This window comes from Microcystis aeruginosa NIES-843 (assembly GCF_000010625.1).
GTDB classification, from domain to species: Bacteria; Cyanobacteriota; Cyanobacteriia; order Cyanobacteriales; family Microcystaceae; genus Microcystis; species Microcystis aeruginosa.
Window position 1 is genome coordinate 3,840,287 of sequence record NC_010296.1, and the last position, 25,640, is coordinate 3,865,926.

21 protein-coding genes and 2 pseudogenes are annotated in these 25,640 nt (G+C 40.3%); 12 read left to right on the top strand and 11 right to left on the bottom strand.

The window, feature by feature from the left end; genetic code table 11:
- Positions 1-24: 24 nt before the first annotated feature.
- The 4 genes and pseudogenes from MAE_RS18070 to MAE_RS18085 all read left to right on the top strand — a co-directional run.
- Positions 25-402, top strand: a pseudogene (locus MAE_RS18070) (hypothetical protein); the annotation flags it as partial.
- A 128-nt stretch (positions 403-530) separates the two neighbouring features.
- Positions 531-872 (top strand): DUF4347 domain-containing protein, encoded by a 342-nt coding sequence (locus MAE_RS18075; RefSeq protein WP_012266857.1) that lies wholly within the window; start codon positions 531-533, stop codon positions 870-872.
- A 440-nt stretch (positions 873-1,312) separates the two neighbouring features.
- On the top strand, positions 1,313-4,996 hold the full coding sequence (locus tag MAE_RS35220; protein WP_231859650.1) for a beta strand repeat-containing protein: 3,684 nt from the start codon (positions 1,313-1,315) through the stop codon (positions 4,994-4,996).
- A gap of 622 nt (positions 4,997-5,618) precedes the next feature.
- Entirely contained in the window at positions 5,619-6,131 is a 513-nt protein-coding gene (locus MAE_RS18085; protein ID WP_012266859.1) for a hypothetical protein, read from the top strand.
- Positions 6,132-6,353: 222 nt separating this feature from the next.
- Here the strand turns inward: MAE_RS18085 and MAE_RS18090 are convergent, their stop codons facing one another.
- The gene (locus tag MAE_RS18090; protein WP_041804199.1) at positions 6,354-7,217 is read right to left on the bottom strand and encodes a helix-turn-helix domain-containing protein; all 864 of its coding nucleotides are present in this window, start codon (positions 7,215-7,217) and stop codon (positions 6,354-6,356) included.
- 250 nt (positions 7,218-7,467) lie between these two features.
- Complete coding sequence (locus tag MAE_RS33485) at positions 7,468-7,701, bottom strand: hypothetical protein (protein ID WP_158303542.1); 234 nt, start codon at positions 7,699-7,701, stop codon at positions 7,468-7,470.
- Between MAE_RS33485 and MAE_RS18095 the strand changes: the two genes are divergently transcribed.
- Positions 7,676-8,179: a MogA/MoaB family molybdenum cofactor biosynthesis protein gene (locus MAE_RS18095; RefSeq protein WP_012266862.1), complete on the top strand. Its 504-nt coding sequence runs from the start codon at positions 7,676-7,678 to the stop codon at positions 8,177-8,179. The two genes, MAE_RS33485 and MAE_RS18095, sit on opposite strands and share 26 nt — an antisense overlap.
- Position 8,180: 1 nt before the next feature.
- Here MAE_RS18095 and MAE_RS18100 read toward each other — a convergent pair whose 3' ends face one another.
- Positions 8,181-8,792 carry a hypothetical protein gene (locus MAE_RS18100; RefSeq protein WP_012266863.1) on the bottom strand — a complete coding sequence of 204 codons (612 nt, stop codon included), beginning with the start codon at positions 8,790-8,792 and terminating at the stop codon, positions 8,181-8,183.
- Between the two features lie 134 nt (positions 8,793-8,926).
- Here MAE_RS18100 and MAE_RS18105 point away from each other — a divergent pair, with 134 nt between their 5' ends.
- From MAE_RS18105 to hpsU, 3 genes are all read left to right on the top strand, one after another.
- Positions 8,927-9,592 carry an urease accessory protein UreF gene (locus MAE_RS18105; RefSeq protein WP_012266864.1) on the top strand — a complete coding sequence of 222 codons (666 nt, stop codon included), beginning with the start codon at positions 8,927-8,929 and terminating at the stop codon, positions 9,590-9,592.
- A gap of 207 nt (positions 9,593-9,799) precedes the next feature.
- Entirely contained in the window at positions 9,800-10,750 is a 951-nt protein-coding gene (locus MAE_RS18110) for a glycosyltransferase family 2 protein (RefSeq protein ID WP_012266865.1), read from the top strand.
- A gap of 5 nt (positions 10,751-10,755) precedes the next feature.
- Positions 10,756-11,346 (top strand): hormogonium polysaccharide biosynthesis acetyltransferase HpsU, encoded by a 591-nt coding sequence (gene hpsU, locus MAE_RS18115; protein ID WP_012266866.1) that lies wholly within the window; start codon positions 10,756-10,758, stop codon positions 11,344-11,346.
- Positions 11,347-11,726: 380 nt separating this feature from the next.
- Here hpsU and MAE_RS18120 read toward each other — a convergent pair whose 3' ends face one another.
- From MAE_RS18120 to MAE_RS18130, 3 genes and pseudogenes are all read right to left on the bottom strand, one after another.
- Positions 11,727-13,478, bottom strand: a complete 1,752-nt coding sequence (locus MAE_RS18120; protein ID WP_173351081.1) for a mechanosensitive ion channel family protein — start codon at positions 13,476-13,478, stop codon at positions 11,727-11,729.
- Positions 13,479-13,578: 100 nt separating this feature from the next.
- Positions 13,579-14,352: pseudogene (locus tag MAE_RS18125) on the bottom strand (pyridoxal-dependent decarboxylase).
- Between the two features lie 34 nt (positions 14,353-14,386).
- A complete protein-coding gene (locus MAE_RS18130; protein WP_331852481.1) occupies positions 14,387-14,662 on the bottom strand; it encodes a DUF1345 domain-containing protein in 276 nt (91 codons plus the stop codon).
- Positions 14,663-14,818: 156 nt separating this feature from the next.
- Here MAE_RS18130 and MAE_RS18135 point away from each other — a divergent pair, with 156 nt between their 5' ends.
- The 3 genes from MAE_RS18135 (at position 14,819) to MAE_RS35825 (ending at position 17,175) form a co-directional block, all read left to right on the top strand.
- Complete coding sequence (locus MAE_RS18135) at positions 14,819-15,373, top strand: hypothetical protein (protein WP_004162942.1); 555 nt, start codon at positions 14,819-14,821, stop codon at positions 15,371-15,373.
- A 357-nt stretch (positions 15,374-15,730) separates the two neighbouring features.
- Positions 15,731-16,987, top strand: a complete 1,257-nt coding sequence (locus MAE_RS18140) for an RNA-guided endonuclease InsQ/TnpB family protein (RefSeq protein ID WP_012266868.1) — start codon at positions 15,731-15,733, stop codon at positions 16,985-16,987.
- A gap of 65 nt (positions 16,988-17,052) precedes the next feature.
- On the top strand, positions 17,053-17,175 hold the full coding sequence (locus MAE_RS35825) for a hypothetical protein (RefSeq protein WP_269453931.1): 123 nt from the start codon (positions 17,053-17,055) through the stop codon (positions 17,173-17,175).
- A gap of 50 nt (positions 17,176-17,225) precedes the next feature.
- Here MAE_RS35825 and MAE_RS18145 read toward each other — a convergent pair whose 3' ends face one another.
- From MAE_RS18145 to MAE_RS18165, 5 genes are all read right to left on the bottom strand, one after another.
- Positions 17,226-17,696 carry a DUF4079 domain-containing protein gene (locus MAE_RS18145; protein ID WP_004162940.1) on the bottom strand — a complete coding sequence of 157 codons (471 nt, stop codon included), beginning with the start codon at positions 17,694-17,696 and terminating at the stop codon, positions 17,226-17,228.
- 203 nt (positions 17,697-17,899) lie between these two features.
- The gene (locus tag MAE_RS18150; RefSeq protein WP_012266869.1) at positions 17,900-18,757 is read right to left on the bottom strand and encodes a glycosyltransferase; all 858 of its coding nucleotides are present in this window, start codon (positions 18,755-18,757) and stop codon (positions 17,900-17,902) included.
- Between the two features lie 20 nt (positions 18,758-18,777).
- A complete protein-coding gene (locus MAE_RS18155) occupies positions 18,778-20,382 on the bottom strand; it encodes a glycosyltransferase 87 family protein (RefSeq protein ID WP_012266870.1) in 1,605 nt (534 codons plus the stop codon).
- A 27-nt stretch (positions 20,383-20,409) separates the two neighbouring features.
- Positions 20,410-22,032 carry a glycosyltransferase 87 family protein gene (locus tag MAE_RS18160; RefSeq protein ID WP_012266871.1) on the bottom strand — a complete coding sequence of 541 codons (1,623 nt, stop codon included), beginning with the start codon at positions 22,030-22,032 and terminating at the stop codon, positions 20,410-20,412.
- 39 nt (positions 22,033-22,071) lie between these two features.
- Positions 22,072-23,442, bottom strand: a complete 1,371-nt coding sequence (locus tag MAE_RS18165; RefSeq protein WP_041804202.1) for an ArnT family glycosyltransferase — start codon at positions 23,440-23,442, stop codon at positions 22,072-22,074.
- A gap of 619 nt (positions 23,443-24,061) precedes the next feature.
- Here MAE_RS18165 and MAE_RS18175 point away from each other — a divergent pair.
- The gene (locus tag MAE_RS18175) at positions 24,062-25,552 is read left to right on the top strand and encodes a mannosyltransferase (RefSeq protein ID WP_012266874.1); all 1,491 of its coding nucleotides are present in this window, start codon (positions 24,062-24,064) and stop codon (positions 25,550-25,552) included.
- Positions 25,553-25,640 lie beyond the last annotated feature (88 nt).

Consider the following 25,640-nt stretch of genomic DNA (forward strand, 5'->3'; position numbering starts at 1 on the left):
TGGGTAATACCTACCTTACTTAGTAAACTGTTTGAAATCATCGACAATATGATGACTTTATCCACTGAATTGCAGTCAAGTTTAGAAAGTAGAATCAAACAATTTGAGGAGGAAAGAACCATGCCTTTAATGAGTAATATGGAGTTACGAGGAATAGAACGCGGTAAGGAAATTGGTAAGGAAATTGGTAAAGAAATAGGCAAGGAAATTGGGGCGTTACAAAAAAGCCGCGATGCCATAAAAACAGTTTTAACTGTGCGGTTTGGAGCGATTTCTTCAGAAATTGAAGAGATAATCGGCAAAATGACTAACCCTACTATCTTAGAAGAGCTACTAAAATTAGCAGCTACCGCTAATTCTCTCGCAGAATTTAAGCAGTCTTTGGCAAAAATCAATATCTAGAAAACGGGTTTCTTAGAAAACGGGTTTCTTTGAGAAACCCGTTTTCTGTAAATTTTTGTTATATCCCCCTTGAAAAATTCGGGATTCTTTGCACAAAATAGTCGCATTAATCTTTTGCGGTCAGTGTCATGACTTCTACCCTGTTGCCGAGCTTTCCTGCTGTTGACGATGTTTTGTTCAATTTCGCTCAATCTGATGGCTTGAGTCAAGCTAATCAGGTGAATAGTGTGAGAAATCAGCGTTTAACCGCACCCGAATTAAATACCGTAGTTTTCCTCGATGCTGGTGTTAGCGATTATCAAAGTCTCCAAGCTGGGGTAATTCCAGAAGTCGCCACCGTTATTCTCTCTCCCAATCAAGACGGAATCGAACAAATATCCGCTTTTTTACCACTGTTGAAACCTCAGATTTGTCGGATTTGCAGACATCTGGGGTTTTTCAGCCAGATATACCCTTCTTTGCCGGCTTAAGTACCTAAGCAAAATTAATTACACAAATCTAACCCCCCCTTGCCCCTTGCCTATCTCCACTAGGAAATTTATTTTGCACCACTACTTAATTGTTTAATTTTCACCCTTTATTCAGGAAAAAATCATGTCAATTCCTTTTTTAGTTAAAGATATCTTCCCCGGTTTATCTGGCTCCTTCCCCAGCTATCTAACGACGCTGGGCAATACCCTGTACTTCCAGGCCCGGGACGGCGTGAACTAAACTATATATATATAGCACCGCCAAGTCGGCTAGGACAAGTGGGGGGCGGCAAATTCCCGCAATGCTTAAGCTTTTTCCCCTGTTGCCTGTTCCCCGTTCCCCGTTCCCCGTTGCCTGCTATATCAACGGGACATCCGGGAATTTAAGTCTGTGGAGCGAGTGTAAGACCGAAAAACTTGACAAATGAGGAAGATTTATTATGCCTAATAACTTCAACTGGATTGACGCAACCACCTTAAATGGTATGCTTTGGGATAATGGAATTCTATCATCAGTAGCTTCTATTAACCAAATTGGAAGCTTAAGTATTCTTGGAGCGTCGCACAAGTATTTATATACGTCACTAATTAATTCTGGTACAATATCTCAAAATATAAGTGGCTATACCTTATTTCTTAATCAAAGTGCTAATATAAATAATTCTGGCATCTACGAGTTTCAAGCAGGAGAGATTCGTAATGCTCCTAATAGTGTAGGAGTCTTTAACAATTCTGGAACTTTCCGTAAAACCAGTTCAGGTTTGTCCATAGTTTCTGTTCCTTTTTACAATACGGGAACGGTTAATGTTGAGTTAGGAACGTTACTCCTCTTGGGTGGAGGCAGTAGTAATGGTGGGATATTTAACATTAGTAGTGGCGGAACCTTAGAGATTAAATCTTCATCTTCTCTGACTAATAACACTTACTTTCTTGATAGTAATGCCCAAATAAACGGTACGGGAACTCTGATGATTTCAGGTGGGTTTCTAGAACTAGCTAGGGATTGGGCATTTCCGACAACTACTATTAACATCTTATGGAGTGCTGGGATCAAGAGTTCAGGTACAGTTACAAATCCAGGTAGTTTAACAATTCAAAATAGTGCATATCTCTATGCTTCCTTGAACAATACTGGGACTATCACCCATCTTATCCTTAGACGCTCTAGCCCAGGCACTGTCTCTAGCTTATCTCTTAACCAGAGTGCTAATATTAATAATTCTGGTATTTACGAGTTCCAATCAGGAGAGTTGGATAATGAGATTCGTAATGCTCCTAATAGTGTAGGAGTCTTTAACAATTCTGGAACTTTCCGCAAAACTAATGCAGGTACAGCAATAGTTTCTGTTCCTTTTTACAATACGGGAACGGTTAATGTAGAGTTGGGAACGTTGCTCCTCTTGGGTGGAGGTAGAAGTAATGGGGGGATATTTAACATTAGCAGATTCGGAACCTTAGAGCTTAAATCTGCCGGGGCTACTCTGACCAATAACACTTACCTTCTTGATAGTAATACCCAAATAAACGGTACGGGAACTCTGATGATTTCGGGTGGTTTTCTCGAACTAGATAGTGATTGGACTTTACCAACAACTACTATTAATATTTTGCGGAATGCTGGGATTAAGAGTCCAGGTACAATTACAAATGCAGCTGGTTTAACAATTCAAGGTAATGCTTATCTTTATGCTTCCTTGAACAATACCGGGACTATCGTCCAAAATCTTGTCCTTTCCAACCCCAGTGATCGATTATCTCTTAATCAAAGTGCTAATATCAATAATTCCGGCATCTACGAGTTTCAAGCAGGAGAGATTCGTAATCAGGTTGATAGCATAGGAGTCTTTAACAATTCTGGAACTTTCCGTAAAACCAGTTCAGGTTTGTCCATAGTTTCTGTTCCTTTTTACAATACGGGAACGGTTAATGTAGAGTTGGGAACGTTGCTCCTCTTGGGTGGAGGTAGAAGTAATGGGGGGATATTTAACATTAGCAGATTCGGAACCTTAGAGCTTAAATCTGCCGGGGCTACTCTGACCAATAACACTTACCTTCTTGATAGTAATACCCAAATAAACGGTACGGGAACTCTGATGATTTCGGGTGGTTTTCTCGAACTAGATAGTGATTGGACTTTACCAACAACTACTATTAATATTTTGCGGAATGCTGGGATTAAGAGTCCAGGTACAATTACAAATGCAGCTGGTTTAACAATTCAAGGTAATGCTTATCTTTATGCTTCCTTGAACAATACCGGGACTATCGTCCAAAATCTTGTCCTTTCCAATCCCAGTGATCGATTATCTCTTAATCAAAGTGCTAATATCAATAATTCCGGCATCTACGAGTTTCAAGCAGGAGAGATTCGTAATCAGGTTGATAGCATAGGAGTCTTTAACAATTCTGGAACTTTCCGTAAAACCAGTTCAGGTTTGTCCATAGTTTCTGTTCCTTTTTACAATACGGGAACAATAGAATCTGTGATGGGAACAGTTAGCTTTTATAATAGTTACACTCACAACAATGCTAACTTAATTCTCAAAAGTGGTAATGTCAGTTTTACTAACCCCTTAACGATTAATGGCGGAAATATAGAAGGAAATGGTAACATTAATGCCACAATCACCAATTCTGGATTACTCAATCCCCGTTATGTCAGTAATACGGAATTTGGTCGTCTGACTATCAATGGTAACTATACCGAAACCAATAATGCAAGTATTAATATTCAACTAGGTGGTAACACAGCAGCAGTCAATTTTGACCAAATTGATATTAACGGCACTGCCAATTTTGATGGTACTTTGAATGTCAGTCTTTTAAATGGCTTTACTCCTACTCTTGGCAGCACCTTTGATGTTTTAACCTATGATGCTCTAAACTCCCTCTCTAATCTTGATTTTACTGGTTTAGATATTAATTCAACTCTCCAGTTTTTACCACAATGGTCTAGCAATAAACTAACACTGAAAGTTGTTGATAAATCAGCCCCAATTTTAGCGATCGCTCCTACTAATGTAGTGGAATCAGAAAGTCACTCAGGTACAAAACCCTTCACTTTCACCGTTACTCGTTCGGTTAATACCACCGGAACCAATAACGTCAACTGGGCAGTTACAGTTACCGGCAGCGGCAGCAATCCTGCCAATGCCACTGATTTTGCTGGGGGATTGTTACCCAGTGGGGTAGTAAGTTTTGCAGCGGGAGAAACCAGTAAAGTGATTACTGTTAACGTTCAGGGAGATACAACAGTAGAACCGAACGAAACCTTCCGCGTTACCCTCTCCAATCCCACCAACGGCGCTACTATTACCACCGCTACGGCTATTGGCACTATCCAAAATGATGACTTTATCGGTACTTCTGGTCCGGACACCCTTGCGGGAACCTCTGGAGCAGATGCCATGACTGGGTTAGCCGGAAACGATACTTATACGGTGAATAACGCTGGGGATTTGGTGATTGAAGCTCTCAACCAGGGAACCGATACCGTGCAAGCTGCCATTTCCTATACCCTCCCTAACAACGTGGAAAATCTCCTCCTCACTGGTACTGGTAATCTTAATGGCACGGGTAATGCCTTAAATAACCAGATTACAGGGAATAGTGGCAATAATAACCTCAATGGTGCTGCTGGAACCGATACCCTAATCGGTGGCACTGGTAACGATAGCCTCAATGGTGCTGCTGGAATCGATACTTTAACCGGTGGGGTGGGGACAGACATCTTCATCTTCCAATTTAGTCAGTCCACCTCGGCAGCCCTAGACCGAGTTACGGATTTTGCTATTGGTGATGATAAAATTGACCTGCTTAGTCAAGCTGGTGGGGCAATTAATGCCCCGGTCGCTTTTACCCGGGCGGCAAATAGCACCACGACCAACATTAACACCATTGTTACTAACGTCTTTACCGATGCTAATGGGGCAACAGCCGGAAATCAAGCTCTCGGAACTAACAGTGCTGCTTTAGTGCGGGACAATAGTTCTTCTACTTACCTAATTATCAACGACGGTACGGCGGGTTTCCAAAGTGCTAATGATTTGGTGATTAATCTGACTGGGTTAACGGGTGCTTTCCCGGCGCTCGGCACTATTGCGGTCAATAGTTTCTTTGTCTAGATTGATGGGGGGGATTAATTCTCCCCTTTTAATGCTCCCGTTCAAGTAATTTTGATACAAAAAAAGTTAAGAGGCTCTTCTCGACTTTGTGTTATAAGTAGCTGGTTATAATTAAATTTAAAATGGATTTTGCCTCTGATCCCCCCTTAGTCCCCCCTTGATAAGGGGGGTGCCGATCCCCCCTTAGTCCCCCCTTGATAAGGGGGGTGCCGATCCCCCCTTAGTCCCCCCTTGATAAGGGGGGTGCCGATCCCCCCTTAGTCCCCCCTTGATAAGGGGGGCATCTGATAATTTTTAACGCCTACCTACTTAACTTTTGCTTATGAAACCGTGAAATACCTATCAAGCAAGACTTTTAGGGCTATTTTAACGTTCGGCGATGCTCAGTCGAGCGGCGGAAGAAACTAGAAAATATCAGTATAGACCTCGTTTCCACACATAAACCAGAAGCTCCCAAATACTGATGGGCAGTCAGGAGTTTAAGCTTGTGGAGAGACTGTAAGACTCGTTGGGATTCGTCTCAAAAAGCAGGTTTCTGTGAAGCAAGAATCTCCCATCACACCGCAAAGCTGTGTGATGGCGAGAGTGTCAAAATTGTGTTCAATTACCCGTCATCCCAGTCATGCCTTCCAGCGGTCAAGTGAAATCGATTTTTTTTCTGATCCTCTTTCTCCTCAGTATTCTAGGGGGTATTCTACTGGCTTCGCTACTTAAACAACCAGCGATCGCGCAATCTCCCTCCTCGGATACAGTGCTGAATCGTTATCAAATTGGACAGCAAACCTATCTAGAAAATTGTGCCACTTGCCATATTGCCATTCCTCCCAGCATCCTACCCAGTCAAACTTGGAAAAAAATCCTAGAAAATCCTAATTCTCACTATGGTATCCGTTTAAAACCAATTGTTGGCATTACTCAGCGTCTTATCTGGGATTATCTCAGTTATTCTTCCCGCCCTCTTACCCAGACTACTTTTGTTCCCCTCCTAATTGAACAGTCCACCTATGTAAAGGTTTTGCATCCTAGGGTCAATTTACCCACTCCTCTCGGTCATACCACCTGTGTCAGCTGTCATCCCAACGCTTCCCGCTACGATTATCAGACCCTTACCCCCATCTGGGATAATGCAGCCTAATCAGTTATCAGTTATCAGTTATCAGTTTTCAGTTTTCAGTTTTCAGCTTCTGAAGGCAAGGGGCAACAGGCAAGAGGCAAAAGACAGAATCTGACAATTCTCCTACCTAAAAAGAAGGTTAGAAACTAAGCATATCAAAGCTTTTAGCTTAACCAATTAGGTCTTAGATTCGGCCCTTGTTTTCAGATGTGAGTTTTTAGTTCACTGATTACTGATTACTGTTTACTGATGACTGAGAGGAGGTGCAGTTAGGGTGATTTCGCCAATTTGACCAGCTTTACCCATTAATTGGGCAGGTTTTTCGTTAAGAGAGATTTTAACACCGCCAGCATTGCCCGATCGAATATTTAAACTCTTTTGGGCTGTCCAAGTTTGTTTAGTACCGGGTTGGAGATTGCCTTCATGGACTTTTTGGCCATCGGCAATTACCCTTACCCAAGCGGCCTGTTCAATAGTTACCTGGGCTGAGAGGGGAACTTTTGGCTGAGGAGAAGGGGAAGGAGAGGCTATCGGTGCGGGAGGGACTACCGGCGCGGGGGAAACCACGGGGGAAGGAGAGGGAGTAAGGGCAGGGGGGTTAGAGAGAGGGGGACGGAGGAAAAGATAGCCAATACCACAAAATATGCCCGCCAGCAAGCCTAGCCAGAGATACATCCCGAAAAAGGTTGATTTAGCCGGTTGGGGGACAGTTTCCAGGGCTGGTTTTTCTGGTTTCACCGGTTCCACTTTTGGGGCAGCGGGTTCAGCCTTGGGGAGAGGGGTAACTTTTGTGGGCAGTGTTTTCGGGATAGTTACCTCTTGAGCTAATTGTTCCGCACTAGGAGACAAGCGATCGGCTAAAGCTTTACCATCAATTTTTAGAGCATCACCGTAGCGTTTGATAAATCCCTTGACATAAATTAATTCTGGTAATTTCTGCCAATTCCCCGTTTCCAACGCTTCTAGCATTGGTACTCTAATCATCGTCAGGGCGGCGATATCGTCTATGCTCAGGCCGCTTTCTTCCCGTTTTTGACGTAAATAAGTCCCGATTTCCTTGATTTGTTCGGCTTGTAGGGGACTGAGTTGACTCATAATTCCAGTCATAATCTATACCAATTAGATGATAATCTCGATTTTGTTATTTTGGGATAATCTGTTCTCTAGAAGCTCCTTTTACCTTGTCATCATTACCGGCGAAAAGGTTCCAAAAAATGGCAAAAATCGGCAATACTTGCCAAAGTTAAGTTTTTTATTCTCGGTTGACTGCACTAGCTACCTAGTACATACATTTGTTCTCAATACTTGTTTTTCTCCAACTCTCAGCTGATCCCTAATTAGGGCTGGCTGAATAAATCTAAAAACCTTGTTGGGTAAGACTTTTAGACCTTTTGTCAATCAAAAAGTACTGGATATGGGAGTGATCGGGGGGAAATTTAGGCACTTTTTCCCTGAAAATTAGGTAATTGGCCACCTCAAAACTGGTAAAACCCCACACCCCACGCCCCACACCCCACACCCCACACCCTGCCCCCAGGAAAAACTTTTTGCCGCAAACCCTAATTATGACCTTGATTCCCCATCCCGACACCGCCCCCCTTAACCTTACCTGTGCCGTAGTCACGGTGAGCGATACTCGTACCCCAGAGACGGATAGGAGTGGCCAAATAATTCAAGAGTTACTAACTCGATCGGGTCATGATATCGGCCTATACTTAATTATCCCCGATCAACCCTTACAAATTCAAGCAATCTTACCAGAGATTAGTAATCAAAATCAGATAAAAGTCTTAATTCTCAATGGGGGTACGGGTATTGCTCCCAGAGACAATACCTATGATGCTTTAGTACCTTTATTAAGGATTACTTTGCCCGGTTTTGGCGAATTATTTCGTTATCTCAGCTATCAGGAAATTGGCTCCCGTGCCATGGCATCAAGGGCAATAGCTGGGGTTTATCAAAACTTATTAGTCTTTTCTCTCCCCGGTTCCACTAATGCCGTTAAATTAGCCCTAGAAAAACTGATTCTTCCCGAAATTTTACATCTGGTTAAACAGCTGAATGGATAATTTATTGGGATTTGATCTGGGCGGAAATTTCTTGAAAACATACATCCCAAAAATAGCCAGCTAGATTCACAGCACTTAACAGTTTAGGAATTCCTTCACTTAGACTAGCAAAACCTTGATTTTTAATCTGGAGAAAATCCATAGCAATCGCAAAAGTTAAAAGTGCTAAAGCGATGATTAAAATTTGGTAATAAGTTTGTCTTATTCGCCGCCAAAATGCTAAACCATAAATCAGAATTGCGAGGGCATAAACAGAGATAGTCAAGAATTTGGGAATATTAAAATAGAGGAGAATGATATGAATTCTGAAGATTTCATTGATGGCAAAAAGTCCCGTTATTATGCCAGAAAAAAGTAAAAAATTGTCAGAATTATTGAAACTTGTCTTGCGGGACAACAAAGTATAACTAAAAAGGCAAACAATCGGGGGCAGACAACAAAGCAATTGAAAAGAATGGGTTAATAAACCAGCGAGCGGAGTTGGGGGAGTAGCGGGAGGATAAAATAAAAGACTAGAGTGTAATTTTTCCCGATCAACCCCAGCAATCAAAGCTAAAATCAAGAGGAGAACGACAAGATTTATTTTCAGAAAATGCTGTTCTCGTGAGGACATAAGTATAGTAGTTTATAATTGTGGCTATTAACCACGGTATAATTCACAGAGTGCCGCTTTCTACAGGCTCGATCTACATACGGAAGCGCCAAGCATTTCCCTAATTGTGTTAAGGACAATTTTCTCGGTTTTCTATGCTCGATCAAAAAGAACTTTTGTGTTTATTACAATTGGCTAGTCCCATTTTACCCGTGGGGGCCTATAGTTATTCCGAAGGGCTAGAAACCCTCGTCGAAAAGGGGATTATCTCCAATAGTGCCAGCTTAAATGATTGGTTAGAGCGATCGCTTTGTCAAGGCTCGATTCGCTTAGAAACGGCTGTTTTGCTAAGGGTATATCGTTGTTTTTGTCAAGAGGATTTTACAAAACTTAATTATTGGGACAATTGGTTATCGGCAACGCGAGAAACAGCCGAATTAAGACAGCAAAGCTGGCAAATGGGGCGATCGCTGTTAAACTTATTGCGGGAGTTAGCGCCGGCCAGAGATAATCTACCAGAACAGGCTAATTATGCCACCGCTTTTGCGATCGGGGCAAGTCATTGGCAAATTGGCGAAGAATTAGCGGTTTTAGGCTATTTACACAGTTGGGCAAGTAATTTAATCAATGCAGGATTGCGTTTAATTCCCCTAGGGCAAACCCTAGGACAATCCCTTCTGATCGGTTTACAGCCCAGTTTATTAACAGCAACAGCAGATATTATCAGTTTAGCCGATGAAAACCTGAGCAGTTGGAGTTGGGGGCTAAGTTTTGCCAGTATGAACCACGAAACCCAGTATAGTCGTCTATTTCGCAGTTAGAAATTAGCGATCAAATTTTTCACTATTTTCTGGGAGAATATGCAAGTCTCTAGGAGTCTCTCTCTTAGGTTCAAGCCTAGGGATAAGGTAAAAAACCGAATAAGGTATAGTAAGATTAAAAAAAATCTTAAGTCCTAGTTCTCGCTTTCTGAGTGACTAAGGGTTTTAAGGAAAGATGCGAACACTCTACCTAGCCACAGTGTACCAATGTTTAGTCAATCAGAAAAAATTCCCGTTTCGGTGTTGATTCCCGCCAAAAACGAGGAATCTAACCTTCCCGCCTGTTTAGAGAGTGTTGCTAGGGCTGATGAAGTGTTTGTCGTCGATTCCCAAAGTAGCGATCGCTCGATCGAAATATCTACAAACTATGGGGCTAATGTAGTCCAATTTTATTTTAATGGTCGTTGGCCGAAAAAGAAAAACTGGTCCCTCGATAATCTGCCTTTTCGCAATGAATGGGTATTAATCGTCGATTGTGATGAGAGAATCACCCCCGAACTATGGGACGAAATCGCCAGCGTGATCCAAGATCCCGACTATAACGGTTATTATCTCAATCGTCGCGTCTTCTTCCTCGGACAGTGGATCCGTTATGGTGGCAAGTATCCCGACTGGAATCTGCGTTTATTTAAACATAAGTCGGGCAGATACGAGAATTTAAACACGGAAGATATCCCCAACACGGGAGATAACGAGGTTCACGAACACGTTATCCTTGATGGCAAGGTGGGATATCTGAAAAATGATATGCTGCACATCGATTTCCGCGATATCTATCATTGGTTAGAAAGACATAATCGTTATTCCAACTGGGAAGCGCGGGTTTATTACAATATTCTCACGGGTAATGACGAAAGTGGCACGATCGGAGCGCACCTGTTCGGTGATGCGGTGCAGAGGAAACGTTTTTTAAAGAAAATATGGGTAAAATTGCCCTTTAAACCGCTGCTGCGCTTTATTCTCTTTTATTTTATCCGTCTCGGTTTCCTGGATGGCAAAGCTGGTTATATCTACGGTCGTCTTTTGAGTCAGTACGAATACCAAATAGGGGTTAAATTGTACGAATTACGGCAATTTGGCGGTAAATTAAACGTTAATGCCCAGGCTAATCCCCCGGTTAAACCCTCGGAACCTCAACCCGCAGAAATGATTAAATAAGTCCTATGTCCCCAGAAATCCGCACCGATGAGGAAGCGTGGCTAGATCTGCGTACCTACGATCAATCTTGGTTTGATCGCGGTCGTTCTAATCCAATTATCCTACTTTGGTGGTTAGTACAGGGGATTCTTTTCCCCCTTAGTTTGCACCAGATGGACAGCTTTCGCTGCGCTATTTTGCGACTATTCGGGGCTAAAATCGGCCTTGGGGTGAAAATTCGCCCGACGGCAAGGGTTACTTATCCTTGGAAAGTGGCGATCGGCGATTATACTTGGATCGGCGATGATGTGGTGATTTATAGTTTAGATAACGTTACCATCGGCAGTCATTGTGTGATTTCTCAAAAATGTTATCTTTGCACTGGCAGTCACGATCCCTGCGATCGCTCTTTCAGCTTAAAAACCACTCCCATCCTCATTGGTAATGGTACATGGATCGCGGCCGATTGTTTTTTGGCTCCGGGGGTAAAAATTGGCTCTAATGTTGTTATTGGGGCAAGAAGTAGCGTATTTGCTGATATTCCCGCTCAAAAGGTCGCTTGGGGCAGTCCCTGTCGTCCTCAATACGATAGAAAGATGAATTCTTATAGTAAGTAGTCGTGCAAAATTAATTTCCTAGTCGAGACAGGAGACTCCGAGACAGGAGACTCCGAGACAGGAGACTCCGAGACGGGAGACTCCGAGACGGGAGACGGGAGACAGCTATTAGGGATCGGATTTGAGTTTTCAGTTCACTGTTTCCTCACACCAGAAGTCTGACGGAGTAGTGGCTTAGATGTGTAATTAATTTTGCTTAGGTACTTAGTTAAGCTTAAGAGGCATTTTATCTCAAATGTCGGGGTGAAGACTCAAATTTGTTCGTCCCAAAGTCGAAAGTCCTGCTCATAGGATGCCGTCATCGATTTATCTCCTTCTAAGCTCAATTAACATTATATTAATAATCCGCCAACAGTAAGCGCTTAAAAACGGATTTGCTGTCAAAATGTGTTGTTTTCTTGATTGTCTGAAGATTGAACACGAAAGGGAGGCGCAACATAATCGGAAGGTAAATAATTTTCGGGAATGGTTGTTGTATTTCCATCTCGTAGGGAGGTGTAACTGGGAGAGAGAATCTCAATCCCAGCTTCATTACACTTGTCTTGAATATTTTGATGGAGTTCTGAATAAATTATTACCATCAAATTGGGTTGGTTAGTGTAAGCGTTTAATTGATAACTGATGTAAAAATTATCTAGGCTAGTTTGCAGGACAAAAGGTGCGGGTTCTTTGAGAATATGCTCAGTTTCTAGAGCAGCTTCAATTAAGGTTTTGTGGGCTTTTCGCCAAGGCAGATCGTACCCTAGGGTAATCGTTGTCTGAATAATTAGATTTTTGTTTAATTCCCGCGAGGAAATACTAAAGTTAATCACATTACTACTTAATAAAGATGAGTTAGGAATAGTAATGATTTTATTAGTGGGAGTGCAAATGCGAATGACTAGGAAGTTTTTTTCAATTAGATCGCCAATTACCTCTCCTACCTGAATGTGATCTCCGATGCGAAAGGCACGGGTATAGATAAGAATAATTCCCCCGATAACATTGGCGATCGCCGAAGTAGAACCAAGGGATAAAAGAAGACCTAGAAACACAGAAACACCTCGGAAAGCAGGGGAATCAAAACCGGGCAAATAGGGAAAAGCAACTATTGCTGCTATGGCAATAATTATGACTAATAGGATATTGTAAGTCGGTTTAGCCCAATCAGTATAAAAACCAGGAATAACCAGATTTCCTCTTTCTATTGCTGTAAAAAAGGGCTTGATTAGCCCGATTAAGTAGTAGGTTATAAAAATGATTATGGCAATAATAAAGGCATTGGGAAGATATTGGCCAATGGACGATAAAACCAGTTCTAATGATTGATAAAAATAACCTAAAATACTCTCGCCAAAAACTCTTGTCCAGGGAAATAAACGAAGTACAAATGTTGCATAATTAAATAATAATAAAAAGAGAACAAGTAAGCGAATTATCCGAAGAACTCGCAGCCAAAAAAAGCTTATATTAGAGGAAGATATAATCTCAACATTCCCTATTTTAATGCCTGGCGTCAAGGATTCAATCAAACGTCTAATAAAGGGAAATAGCTTCCCTGAAATTTTGATAACTGCAAAGCTAATAATCAAGAAAGCAAAGGTGGCTATAACCGTATAAATGATGTTCTTAAGTAGTTGTTCGGGTTTTCGATCTTGGCGATATTGAGCGATAGCAACCTGAATTTTTTGTAAAGCTTGTTGAGCTAAAACCTTCGGCGTTGAACGATAGGCTTTTGCATCTCGCTCCGTCACCGTTAGAATCACTTCTTGATCTACACTTAAATAAAGTGAGTTATCATCAGGAATCTGCTCAATTGTCAGGTTCTCAATAGGAATAGAATCATTTTGAGCAATTCTTTCAATTCTCCGGGTAATAGCGTTAGCTCTCTCCTCCGCCGAAAATGAAGAAACTCCCCGCCGGATAAAAAAGAGAGTTTTTCCATCTAACATAACTGGAAAGCCGTCAATTTTATTTTCCGGTTGTGTCGGATTTTGAGCTATTCCCAAAAGAGGGGAAGTTAGAGTCAGTAGTAAAACTACAAAAAATATTAGCAAGGTATGCCCAATTTTTTTCATCCATCCTCTAGCTTTAGATGGTGTAGTTAGCATTAAATATCTTTGATTAATATCGACAAGTGGTACAAATTGCATAGGATTAAGTCAGATTTTTTTGTGTGTATTCGGGTAATATTTAGGCATTACTGTCCTCGATGAGATGCAGCTCTTCTAGGTTGAGACAGGAGGGAAATTTTCACATCTGAAAGCTATTCTTGCAACTAATAGCACCATCGACGTGCAGGGGAACTTGCCAGCCGGTTTCTCTGTTCAATGTTTCTAGAACATCATTAATTTCTTGGACGGGTTCATAACTACCATCAAAGGTACTACCCATAATTGCAATTACCCCGATCGTATTCTCATCAATTAGTTTAATTGCCTCGGTCGCCTTGAGATGAAAACGATTCCCTTACATCGGCACAAAACGCGGTTCTACCTCCCAATAACGACAGAATTTTTGCCAACAAACCTGCACATTAATGCCCATGACTAAATTAGGTTTGTCGGTGGGTTTACCCTCTTTTTGTCGGCGTTTGCGCCATTGCCATTTTAAAGCCATGCCTCCCAACATCGCCGCTTCACTGGAACCAATGGTAGAACAACCGGTTGCCGCTTCGCTTTCGGGAGCATTCCAGAGTCTAGCGATCATATTCACACAACGCAGTTCAATTTCGGCAGTTTGTGGGTATTCATCCTTGTCGATCATGTTTTTATCGAAGGTTTCCGCCATTAATTGTTTGGCTTCCGGTTCCATCCAAGTGGTGACAAAAGTAGCCAGATTCAGGCGAGAATTACCATCAAGGGCGAGTTCATCGCGGATTAAATTGTAGGCCACCGCCGGCGGCATTTCTCCCTCGGGAATCTCGTATTTAGGTACAGCGGAAGTCAGGGCGCGGGAAGCATAGGTGGGGGTAATTAGTGCCTCTTCCGGACTAAGGCGATCGAGATTAATTTTCTGATGAACCATAACTTCCTTAATAAAATATCTTTTTTGCTGAGAGTCAATTACCAATCATTCCAAAAATAATAGCAATAATCGAGACGGATAAAAAATAGGAAAGCATCCCTTGGGTTGCTACCAGTCGCCGCATCGCCGTACTATTAATACTTGTATTGGAGGTTTGATAACAAGCCGCCATACAAAAACCTTGATAGAGAAATTCCGTCCAATTGGGTCGATCGCAATTGGGAAAAACTAGGCCTTTACCATCATGATAGTAGCGCACTGCATATTCTTGGCTGTAGATCAGTTGTCTGGCTAACCAAGCACTAATAATACTAAATCCTGTTTAAAGGGTTAATTATTGCTACTATGGCAAGAGTGCCTCCTGCCTGACTTGCACCAGGAGTCTGTTAATAGCTTCGGAAATTGTCAAAACCGAGATGTAGTTACTCATTGAACACCACAAAGGCTAAAATATGGAGTGTTATTTATGAGCCATTTATCCCTATCCGAACAGATTACCGCGGAACTTCTAGCAATCCTGATCGAAGAAGAAGTCACCTATCCCTGGGATGTAACCGCTGTTGAGAGTCATGATCCCTTAGACCTGACAGAAACGCCTTTTTCTCTGTGTGAAGGACTGGAAGCGACGGCGATCGAAGCACAAGCTGATAGATTCTTTAATAGTTTACACCAAAAATTCCCGACAGTTTCCGTTTCACCCCGGTCTAATATCTTTGATAAATTTGCCTCTTTATTGCCGGCCGAACATTTAAATCGTCTAGTAGAAAGCGCTGAAAATCTAGTTAATAGTCAATTAGACAACCTTGATCGCCTTGTTGTTTGTCTTAGCGATCTCTTTCCCCAATGGTCTCCAGAAGATTTACAGGTTTTTGCTCGTCCCTACGCCTATACTATGCGTAATGGCCAGAGCGAAACCAATATAGAAACCGCAAATTGGCAAAGTCTTTCCGAAATTGAACAAATTCGCCGGAGTGCAGCCATTGCCAGCCAGATTTTCCGCGACCTGTCTTCTCCTCAATAGTCATCTCATTTTATTTTGCACGACTACATTAGGTTACACTTCATCTTTATGAGAAACGCTATATCTCTTTATCTGATTTTTTGCTTTTTGTTTCTACCCGTCAGAAAGATTCTATAACTTGTGATTAACTTTGAAAGCACTTTTTAGGGTTGGATGCGTCATCAGACGCATCCTATATTTTCAAAGTTTCTTACCTAAAATGTCGGATGAATGCCCCCGCTAAATTTTTCGACAAGACATCAACCTTTGCGGGGGATGAAATCCGACCAAGATATTAACTGCGAAGCACGATTTTAATACTACCATTTGTAGGTAAACTGTGTTATATTTAATTTATCCAGGGTCGAAGATTAATCAATGCTAGTCGTAGAAGCGAAGCTAAAAAACGGGACACCAGAGCAATATCACCGGCTTGATGAAGCTATCAAAACTTCTCAGTTTGTGCGTAACTCTTGTGTTCGTTATTGGCGGTCCAATAAGGGGACAACCCGTAATGATCTCCAAAAACTTTGCTCGGTACTAGCTAACAATAAAGAGACACCATGGGTTAATAAATTAAACTCACAAGCACGTCAATCGGCTGCTGATAGAGCCTGGCAATCAATTAGTCGGTTTTACCAGAATTGTCATGCTAAGATACTTGGGAAAAAGGGTTTTCCTCGGTTCAAAAAGCATAGTCGTTCGGTTGAATACAAACTAACAGGCTACAAACTATCTGATGATCGACGTAAAATCAGATTTACCGATGGCTTTAAAGCAGGAGAATTTGATTTATGGTGTAGTCAAAAGACCTTAGTTTATTATTCAGAGCAACAGATTAAACGGGTAAGAGTTGTTAGACGTGCTGATGGCTATTATTGTCAGTTTCTCGTGGCTGTAGAACGGCAAGAATACCATAAACCAACGGGACAAATAACAGGAATTGACTTAGGTTTAAAAGAGTTTTATACTGACGCTCAAGGTAATACTGTAGAGAATCCCCGTTATTTAAGAAAGTCAGAAAAACGACTGAAAAAAGCACAAAGGAGATTATCAAAACGATTTCGTCAAGGAAACAAACAGTCTAACAACTATCACAAGCAACGGATAAAAGTAGCTAGGCTTCATCTTAAAGTATCAAGACAACGTAAAGACAAAGCAATTAAAGACGCTTTGGCGTTAGTCCAGTCTAATGATCTGGTAGTTTATGAAGCTTTAAAGGTAAGAAACTTAGTCAAAAACCGTAAGCTGTCTAAGTCGATTTCTGATGCTTCTTGGTATCAATTCACTGAATGGTTGAATTATTTTGCCAAGATTTATCGGATTGTTTGTGTTGCTGTTCCTCCCCATTTCACTAGCCAAGATTGTTCAGTTTGTGGGACGAGAGTTCAAAAAACATTAAGCACTAGAAATCATCAATGTCCTAACTGTAAAACAGTCTTAGATAGGGATCATAATGCAGCAATCAACATTCTTAAAAAAGGGTTGAAATATTTGGGAAATCATCTCAACGGTACTGTTGGGCAAACAGAAACCGACCCAAACGCCTTGGGAGAGTCCGGCCTCTGGATTTTCAGTGGAGACATTGAGAATCTAAGCTGTCTCGTTGAACAAGGAATTTCGGCTCTTCGGTAATTGTTATGCAATGGACGGGGGTTATAAGGGATGGAACCCTTATATAGAAAGGCATTTAGCGATTTTTGTCAATTGTTTTTTATCTAGAGCGAACTAATCAATTAAGTCTCTTGCCAGATAAGGATTTAGTCGATTTATGCCCCCCTATCGAACCATACCAAGTAACGAAGAACCGGAATTTCCGATAGTGATAGGTCAAGAATCCCCCGTCACAGCGTAGCTTGACGGTGGGAGTATGTCAAATTTTGCTGAGAATACGCTGGACTATATCCATTCCTGTGAAGGCTTGCCAGCCAAAAAGACCTAAAATGACGGCATTAAGGGTAATATGGGTGATTCTGGCCAATTCATTGCCTTTTTGCATTAAAGGTACTAAAGCGGCACTGATCGAGATTAAACCCACCATCCCTAAACCCGCCAGCAGATGGGGACCGACAAATAATTTACCGTTATTAATATAAGTCACCGCCATACCCCCGATCGTCCCCAAGACCATTAAAGCGAGGATTAGGGAGCCAATTTGATAGTGTTTAGTGCGAAAATCCTTGGGCAATAATTCTTTTTTTAGGTCTTTATCTGCTGTACGCGTCCGTCGCCATTGTAGCCCCGAATAGAGGGCATAGATAGTTAATCCTAATAAAACCCACATGAGAATGGGATGGCCAAATTGTGACCAAGTTTTTACGGCACTGGGAATCTCGAAGTTCATAGTTGTCTGTTCTCATCAAAGATCGCTTCTTAATAAAAATTAACATGAATCGCTCACTCTTCCTTATTTTTCGGGTGATTATACTTGTCAGACTAGATCAGCAAGATAGCTCACCATCACCACTACTCGCCACTCCCCGCTCTCCTATAGCTTTTAAACAGGATTTAGTAAGAATAATGCCAGAAGCGGCAAAACTAAGGGTTTCAACCTAGACGCAGTTTAGTGATAATTCTTTGACAATAGAGTTGAATTCCTTGCAGCTTGGCTAGGGAGAATTTTGGTTTAATGGGAAGGATCAGTAAAGACATAAAACTCATCCGCAGCAAGCGATAAACAAGGATAGTTAAAGTCGTATGTTTTTCGAGACTGAGAAGATAACTATAGATATTATGAGTTAGTCTTAGATAACCATAGCGACGGGTGATAGAAGATGGTTCATGAATGATTTTAATCTGATTGGTAACAACGACTAAATAGCCTTGATTTGCGTATCTTCGGGAAAAATCAAAGTCTTCGTAGTAGAGAAAGTAATCGGGATCAAAATGGGGACAAGTGGAAAAATTCGAGAAATTAATTAATAAACTGCATCCCGTCACCCAGTCAGGAATAAGATAGGGTTTATCTCCATAGTCTAAGGATTCCTCCACCACGTTAATTGTGCCGATTTTAGCATTAAATTTTCCCCAACCAAACCAGATTTTACCATCCGGTTCGTAAATTTCTGTACCGGCGATGGCAACTTCCGGATATTGCTGAAAAAATTTGCTTGCTTTCTCCAGAGAGTCCGGTAATAAGTAAGCGTCAGGATTAACTAACCAAACGATAGCTTCTCTGTCTTGTTGATAAATCCAATCAAGTCCCAGATTACATCCTTTCCCAAATCCTAAATTTTCCCCCGCTTCAATAATCTTGACTCTTTGCGCTGCTAAAGATTGGATATTTTTATCTTCAGTGGAATTGTTAACAATGATGAGAGTAGCAGATAAGTCATCGTCGAGGGAAGCGATTAAACGCTTAATTAATTCCGCGCAATTGTAGTTAACGGTCAATAGATAAATCATTACAGATAAAAGGTAGAGAATTACTTTTTCTGAAGACGACAGAGATTAAATTTTTCGATTTTGGTGGGAAAGGGTTGACAACTTTGTAAATCAATAACGAGATTTTCCTTCGCTAAATCCCCCACTATATCAGGGGATTTTTTATTAAAGTCCGTCTGGAGAATGTAGAGAGATTCTGGGGGAGTATTAGCAATAAATGTCTCGGCATTTTTTCGCATTAAAGTTCCCTCACTGACTCCAGTATTGCCTTTGAGTCTCACAAAACGAGTCGAAGCGGGAAAATAAGGGACGATAAAAGATGTTCCTTCATCTCCCCAGATAACAATCGTGGAATTTTCGTAGGGTTTTAATGCTTGACTATCGATACCAAAATAATGATCTGACCATCCCATTCTCCACCAATCCATCGGTTTAACCGTAGTGACAATTAAGGAAAATATTACCAAATTTATGATTAATAATGGTTTCTTGCGAGGATAAAGATAGGCAATAATCAAAATAATTAAAGTGGGAGTGATTAATTCTAATGGCATTAGATAACGATAGATAGAAAATCCCACTAACCAAATAGAGTAAGCGGTCAGAGAAAAAGGCAGTAAAAACCCTAAAACTGCACCGTGGGTTAAGTCAGGTTCAGAAGATAGATTGCGCTTAGAAATAGCACGAAAAATAATCACTACTATTAGTAAAATTATCAATAAATAGGTTATAGCTAATCGGCTATCTTGGAAAGGAACCTCAGATACAAGAGTTTGTCTCTGGATAAAATAAATAGGATAAAACAACCATTGCCAGATATCTTTAGGCAAATATTGTATCCCTTTAAAATTGTAGTCGGTTTCGATATAAGGAGATTGAAAGATTTTATTATAGAAGGGAAAAAGAGGATTAGCAAACTTTGTCCACATTAGGATTATCCAATAACCAGCAGTGAGACTAAAACCCACGGCCATTGAGAGAATTGATAGGAGTAAATTGCGTAATTTGTCTGACCAAGAATTAGGTAAAAAATTAATGGCTACCAAAAAGCTAATACCATATAAAGCATTGGTTAATTTAAACCCCGTTGCTAATCCTAATAAGAATCCAGCTAAAAGAATATTTTTAGAGGGAATTGGCAGATTTTTCCCTAAACTACTAACTATAAAAAATAATCCTCCCAGAACGAAAACACTGGTGGTATTATCACCAATACTGGTTCCTAACTCCGAGATATAGGCTGCTCCAAAAATACTGGTAATCGCTGCCGCTATACTTAGAGTTATCCGGTATCTTTCGGAAACTTTATCGAGGGAATGATAGGTAATTAGGTGAACTAACCATTGATTTAACCCGTGAAATCCTCCCATTAAAAACCCCACGACAATCGGAGGCAGTTTCAGATAATAAACAGCGACGAAAAAGGGAACATCAATCAGGGGATTAAAAAAAGTTTGTATCTGTGCGGGTAGGACATCATACTTAAACCTTCCTGTCAATAACATATAGGGATTATAAAAATGATAGTTTCGTAAATCCCAACTAACATCTTGACCTAAAATAACCGAGATAATTCCCAAAGCAACAAAGTAGATAATTGCCCAAAATAAGGGATGAGAAAGTGGAAAACGTTTCAGGGTTGTCATAATTTATTACCTAGTTTTATCAAGTATTTAAGGTGAAATTTTTCTGAGTTTACAGATTGAGTATTTTTCAATAGCATTTATAAAAGGTTGACAATTATTGCGATCAATAACAAGGTTACGAAATTCTAAAGCTGCTTGCTTAGATTTTTCCCTATCTGATTCTTTTAGTTCAAAATTGACCTCTAGTAAATACAGCGATGATTCGGGAGTTTTATCGATAATCTCTTCTGCTATTTTACTCATCTTGGTATGAGGACTTAACCCAAAATTACCGGTAATCCGCAGGAAGCGAGTATTACTAGGAAAATAGGGAACCACATAGCCGACCGGTTCTCCCCCCCAGAGAACAATTACATCATCTTGATATTGTACCAAAGCTTGTCTATCAATACTAAAATAGTTATCCGACCAAGGAATTCGCCACCAATCTAGGGGTTTAACAGTAGCTAAAATTAAAACAAAAATCCCTAGACTTACTAAGAATACTGGTTTTCTCTTAGGATAGAAATAGGCAACAATTAAGATAATTAAAATGGGAGTAATTAACTCTAAAACTATGAGATAGCGATAGATAGAAAATTTAATTAACCAAATGGAGTAAGCGCTCAAATAAAAGGGTAGTAAAAAGCTTAAAATTGAGGTATAAATTAGGTTATTTCCAGGAAAAATTAATTTTTTGTTACCATAGCGATAAAGAATAAAACCCAGCAATATTACTATGAGAATATAAGCGATTGCAAAGCGAGATTCTTTAAATTTAAGTTCAGCTACTAAGGTTTGTTCTTGAGCAAAATAAAAAGGGTAAAATAACCATTGCCAAATGTCTCTAGGCAAAAATCGCAGGTCTTGTAAATTGACATCGGTTTCGATATAAGGAGATTGAAAGATTTTATTATAGAAGGGAAAAAGAGGATTAGCAAACTTTGTCCACATTAGGATAATCCAATAACCAGCAGTGAGACTAAAACCCACGGCCATTGAGAGAATTGATAGGATTAAATTGCGTAACTTTTCTGACCAAGAATTAGGTAAAAAATTAATGGCTACCAAAAAGCTAATACCATATAAAGCATTGGTTAATTTAAACCCCGTTGCTAATCCTAATAAGAATCCAGCTAAAAGAATATTTTTAGAGGGAATTGGCAGATTTTTCCCTAAACTACTAACTATAAAAAATAATCCTCCCAGAACGAAAACACTGGTGGTATTATCACCAATACTGGTTCCTAACTCCGAGATATAGGCTGCTCCAAAAATACTGGTAATCGCTGCCGCTATACTTAGAGTTATCTTGTATCTTTCGGAAACTTTATCGAGGGAATGATAGGTAATTAGGTGAACTAACCATTGATTTAACCCGTGCAATCCTCCCATTAAAAACCCCACGACAATCGGAGGCAGTTTCAGATAATAAACAGCGACGAAAAAGGGAACATCAATCAGGGGATTAAAAAAAGTTTGTATCTGTGCGGGTAGGACATCATACTTAAACCTTCCTGTCAATAACATATAGGGATTATAAAAATGATAGTTTCGTAAATCCCAACTAACATCTTGACCTAAAATAACCGAGATAATTCCCAAAGCAACAAAGTAGATAATTGCCCAAAATAAGGGATGAGAAAGTGGAAAACGTTTGAGGATTGTCATAATTAGAAAATTAAGATTTATTTGTTTAGTTTTACTAGCTTAACTTGGCAATTTATAGTTAAGGATGAGATTAAGATTACCTAGTAACAATCCCCAAAAGACAATCAGCATGATTATCTTGACAAAATTAGTTAAAATTTTCGATTTTTTCTCGGTTAAATCATTAAAGAAAAATCCCCCTAAAGTAATTGCCGTTCCGATAATAAAGTAATATCTACCGTAAGGGGAACTCAAAACCCAATCCTTAATATTTAAATTCACCGACCAAACGACAAGAAAAATAAAGATAGTGGCAGCACTGATAAAATCAGAGTTTTTACGAAAATCGTCTAAGAATATACCAAGCACTAGAAAGAGAAATCCATAGTAAGGAATTACATACCAAGCATAGTAATGGCTTTGAGCGCCAGAAAAAATAAGAAGAATTGTATAGATTAATATAGGAAAAATAACTAATCGTATTTTAGATATTTTTAAAGGAAATCTGGAAACTAACAGTAGAGTGATCCAACTAAAAATTAACCAACCATCCTCAAAAAAAACTGTAGGTAAAACTAGATTTTTTAACATAGCAAAATCCGTAAAGCGATTTTTATGTTCTTGGAGAGTAGTTAAAAACCAACTAAAATCATAAAACCAACCGTAAAGGTAATACAAACCAAAGGATAAAACTGCCGTCAGAGAAGCGATTAAGCTATCTCGCCAATTTTTTTGGAATAATAGTAAAGCGACTAGAGAACCTAGGATATATAATCCTGTCACCTTAACTAAAGGTGCTAAACCACCTAGAACTATGGCCAAGTATAGATACTTTTTTTGAGACTTTTCACCGTACTGAAGGAATAAAAGTGCTACCGCTAAACTTAGACATAATAATAAATTTTCACTAACTGCTAAACGAGATAAAAAAACCGTATTGGGGTTAGTGGCAAAAATTAAAGAAGTTATAATCGCCACACCAGTATTAGTCAAGCGTAAGGCCAATAAATAAAGCAAGAAAATAGAGAGAGTGCCAAAAACTAAAGAAGGAATTCTAATTACTGTTAAACTACAGTCAAAAAATTCCTTTGCTCCCGATAAAATAGCCGTCATACCCACAATTAATCCAAACAAGGGAGGATGATCAAACCAAGGGGTAACAAAACGATAACGAACAGCAGTTTTTTCCCAAACTGTCACCAGAAAATCATCCGTGGGACTGAGGAAAGACCAACTGGTAGGAACTCCCTCTTGAATCAAACTCATGCCACTCCAAGCAAAAGCAAATTCATCTTGAGTCCAGTTATAGGCAGGCAAGTAATCGTACTGATAATATCTTAAGATAAAACCTAATCCAGTAATTAATACACCCAGAAATAGACGGTAATCAAACTTTTCAAAATTCTTAAATATAAAATCTCGCTGCATCATTATTCTGAAATTGGCTCGCTATTTATCTTTTGGGGTGAACCCGTGCTATTGTAACATGGTTTGACGGTTAAATTTTTTGACAAACCCAGATCGATTAAATACCCGATTATCTAGGTTAAGCTATCTCGATAAGTAGGTGGGTGGAATTAAATATAAAATGAACGTAGGTTGGGTTGAAGCATGAAACCCAACGCCCGCATGGGTTACGCTACCGCTAACCCATCCTACAAATAATTGTGCCTACCTACTTAGTTTCTCCTTAGTAAATTCTCAGGGATATCAAAGGGTAAACTCATCCTTATAGCCAATCCTAGGCAAGGGACTCATTTCTGGCAGAAAAGTTCCCCAGTTTCTCCCCACTAAACTATAACTTAAGTAGCTGGTTATAATTAAATTAAAAATGGATTTTAGGTTCGATCCCCCCTGCCCCCCTTGATAAGGGGGGTGCCGATAGGCGGGGGGATCTGACAACTTTTAACGCCTACCTACTTAAGAGATTGACATTACCATCAGCAATATGCTAAAAAACATTAGCTTGATAGCCGAGTAACAACAATTACCCCGTTAAAAATCCCTATATTTTCCCCTAAAGCAAAAATCTTTATCCTTAGTTGCCAACATGATTTGTCAGTTAAATTCTTCTAGAGTTTGGTTGTTATTAATCCTTATTTTTGCCCTTTTCCTGCGTCTAAATGCCGCTTTCTCTTATCCTAATATTCTCTGGCCGGATGAAATTTTTCAGACTTTAGAACAGGGTCATCGACTAGCTTTTGGCCATGGGATGATACCTTGGGATTTTCGGGACGGGATTCGTTCTTGGTTATTTCCGGGGATTCTTGGCGGGATTATGAAGCTAACTGCTGGTTTTTCGGAAGGAGCCAGTGGCTATCTGGCCAGTGTCAAGATTTTCCTCAGTTTACTATCTTTAATTCCCGTTTGGATCGGATTCTCGATCGCCTACGAAAGCATCGGTTTGGCCGGCGCTATCCTAACCGGCGGTATTTGTGCGATTTGGTTTGAATTTATTTATTTTGCCCCGAAAGCCTTCACCGAAGTTATGGCCGCTTATTCCCTGCTAGTCGGCGTTTATTTAGGATGTTACGGCAAAAATCCCCCCTCTCGTCAGCGACTGTATTGGACAGGGTTTTTCTATGGATTGACCACCTATCTTCGATTTCATTTACTGCCTGCCATCGCCATCGCCCTCATTTATCAAGTTAGACAAAAAAATTTTCCACAATTACTGCCCCTTGCCCTCGGTTTTATCGGTCCGGTTTTGCTGGGGGGTGCTTTAGACGCTTTCACTTGGTCCACCCCCTTCCAATCGATTTGGAAACTGATCTGGATTAATATTTTTGAAGGAAAATTTAATAGTTTTGGCGTATCCCCCTGGCAGCAATATTTTACTTGGTTAGCCCTCAATTGGTCTTGGTGGCTGTTTCCTATCCTCGTCTTCTGTGCAATCGCTGCTCGTCGTCACTGGATTCTCGCCCTTCTGGCCCTAGTTATTATCCTCTCTCACAGCTTTTTAGGTCACAAAGAATATCGCTATATGTTCCCTGCCCTACCACTAATTATTATTCTCGCTGGTTTGGGAATCGCCACTCTCGTCTCGCGTTTATCGTTAATGCGAGGTTCCCTCGCCGGCAAAACTATCGTTATTTTTAGTAGTTTACTTCTTTGGGCTTTTCTATCCTGGTTGCTGGCGGGGCGTTTTAATACCGACCAGACTTTTAATTTCGGACCGCCTTGGCAAAAACCGGGCTATACTCACTGGCAAACCCACGGCGGACAATTACAAGCCTATGAGTATTTAAGTAGCGAGAAAAAACTGTGCGGTTTAGGAGTAAAAGGATTGGCGTGGCAGTACACGGGGGGATACGCCTACTTACACCAAGATGTACCGATTTATTTCCTTAAAGATAACCAAAATTTCGAGGAACTACAACCTTATTTTAATTATCTATTATTTAACCAAGACACTGCCGCGGTCGGAGATTATCAACGGGAGAAATGCTTTAACGGAACTTGCGTTTACAGGCGCTCGAACTCTTGTCAAGTTAACCCGAATTATCATATCAATCAGTATCTCAAAGAAGCTGGCGAGTAGGATAATATATCTCTGGCAAACTTGCTAAATTTGTCAAAAATAAGTCTAAAAAGCAGAGAAAAAATTTTAATTATGTAAGCGGGATAAC

Excerpts from the sequence above, each read along its gene's own strand:
- MAE_RS18175 (WP_012266874.1), top strand. The coding sequence starts at position 24,062 with ATGATTTGTCAGTTAAATTCTTCTAGAGTTTGGTTGTTATTAATCCTT.
- MAE_RS18135 (WP_004162942.1), top strand. The coding sequence starts at position 14,819 with ATGAGCCATTTATCCCTATCCGAACAGATTACCGCGGAACTTCTAGCA.
- MAE_RS35220 (WP_231859650.1), top strand. The coding sequence starts at position 1,313 with ATGCCTAATAACTTCAACTGGATTGACGCAACCACCTTAAATGGTATG.
- MAE_RS18090 (WP_041804199.1), bottom strand. The coding sequence starts at position 7,217 with ATGACTGGAATTATGAGTCAACTCAGTCCCCTACAAGCCGAACAAATC.
- MAE_RS18145 (WP_004162940.1), bottom strand. The coding sequence starts at position 17,696 with ATGAACTTCGAGATTCCCAGTGCCGTAAAAACTTGGTCACAATTTGGC.
- MAE_RS18160 (WP_012266871.1), bottom strand. The coding sequence starts at position 22,032 with ATGACAATCCTCAAACGTTTTCCACTTTCTCATCCCTTATTTTGGGCA.
- hpsU (WP_012266866.1), top strand. The coding sequence starts at position 10,756 with ATGTCCCCAGAAATCCGCACCGATGAGGAAGCGTGGCTAGATCTGCGT.
- MAE_RS18105 (WP_012266864.1), top strand. The coding sequence starts at position 8,927 with ATGCTCGATCAAAAAGAACTTTTGTGTTTATTACAATTGGCTAGTCCC.
- MAE_RS18075 (WP_012266857.1), top strand. The coding sequence starts at position 531 with ATGACTTCTACCCTGTTGCCGAGCTTTCCTGCTGTTGACGATGTTTTG.
- MAE_RS18120 (WP_173351081.1), bottom strand. The coding sequence starts at position 13,478 with ATGCAATTTGTACCACTTGTCGATATTAATCAAAGATATTTAATGCTA.
- MAE_RS18150 (WP_012266869.1), bottom strand. The coding sequence starts at position 18,757 with ATGATTTATCTATTGACCGTTAACTACAATTGCGCGGAATTAATTAAG.
- MAE_RS18095 (WP_012266862.1), top strand. The coding sequence starts at position 7,676 with ATGACCTTGATTCCCCATCCCGACACCGCCCCCCTTAACCTTACCTGT.
- MAE_RS18100 (WP_012266863.1), bottom strand. The coding sequence starts at position 8,792 with ATGTCCTCACGAGAACAGCATTTTCTGAAAATAAATCTTGTCGTTCTC.
- MAE_RS18110 (WP_012266865.1), top strand. The coding sequence starts at position 9,800 with ATGTTTAGTCAATCAGAAAAAATTCCCGTTTCGGTGTTGATTCCCGCC.
- MAE_RS18085 (WP_012266859.1), top strand. The coding sequence starts at position 5,619 with ATGCCTTCCAGCGGTCAAGTGAAATCGATTTTTTTTCTGATCCTCTTT.
- MAE_RS18155 (WP_012266870.1), bottom strand. The coding sequence starts at position 20,382 with ATGACAACCCTGAAACGTTTTCCACTTTCTCATCCCTTATTTTGGGCA.
- MAE_RS18165 (WP_041804202.1), bottom strand. The coding sequence starts at position 23,442 with ATGATGCAGCGAGATTTTATATTTAAGAATTTTGAAAAGTTTGATTAC.
- MAE_RS18140 (WP_012266868.1), top strand. The coding sequence starts at position 15,731 with ATGCTAGTCGTAGAAGCGAAGCTAAAAAACGGGACACCAGAGCAATAT.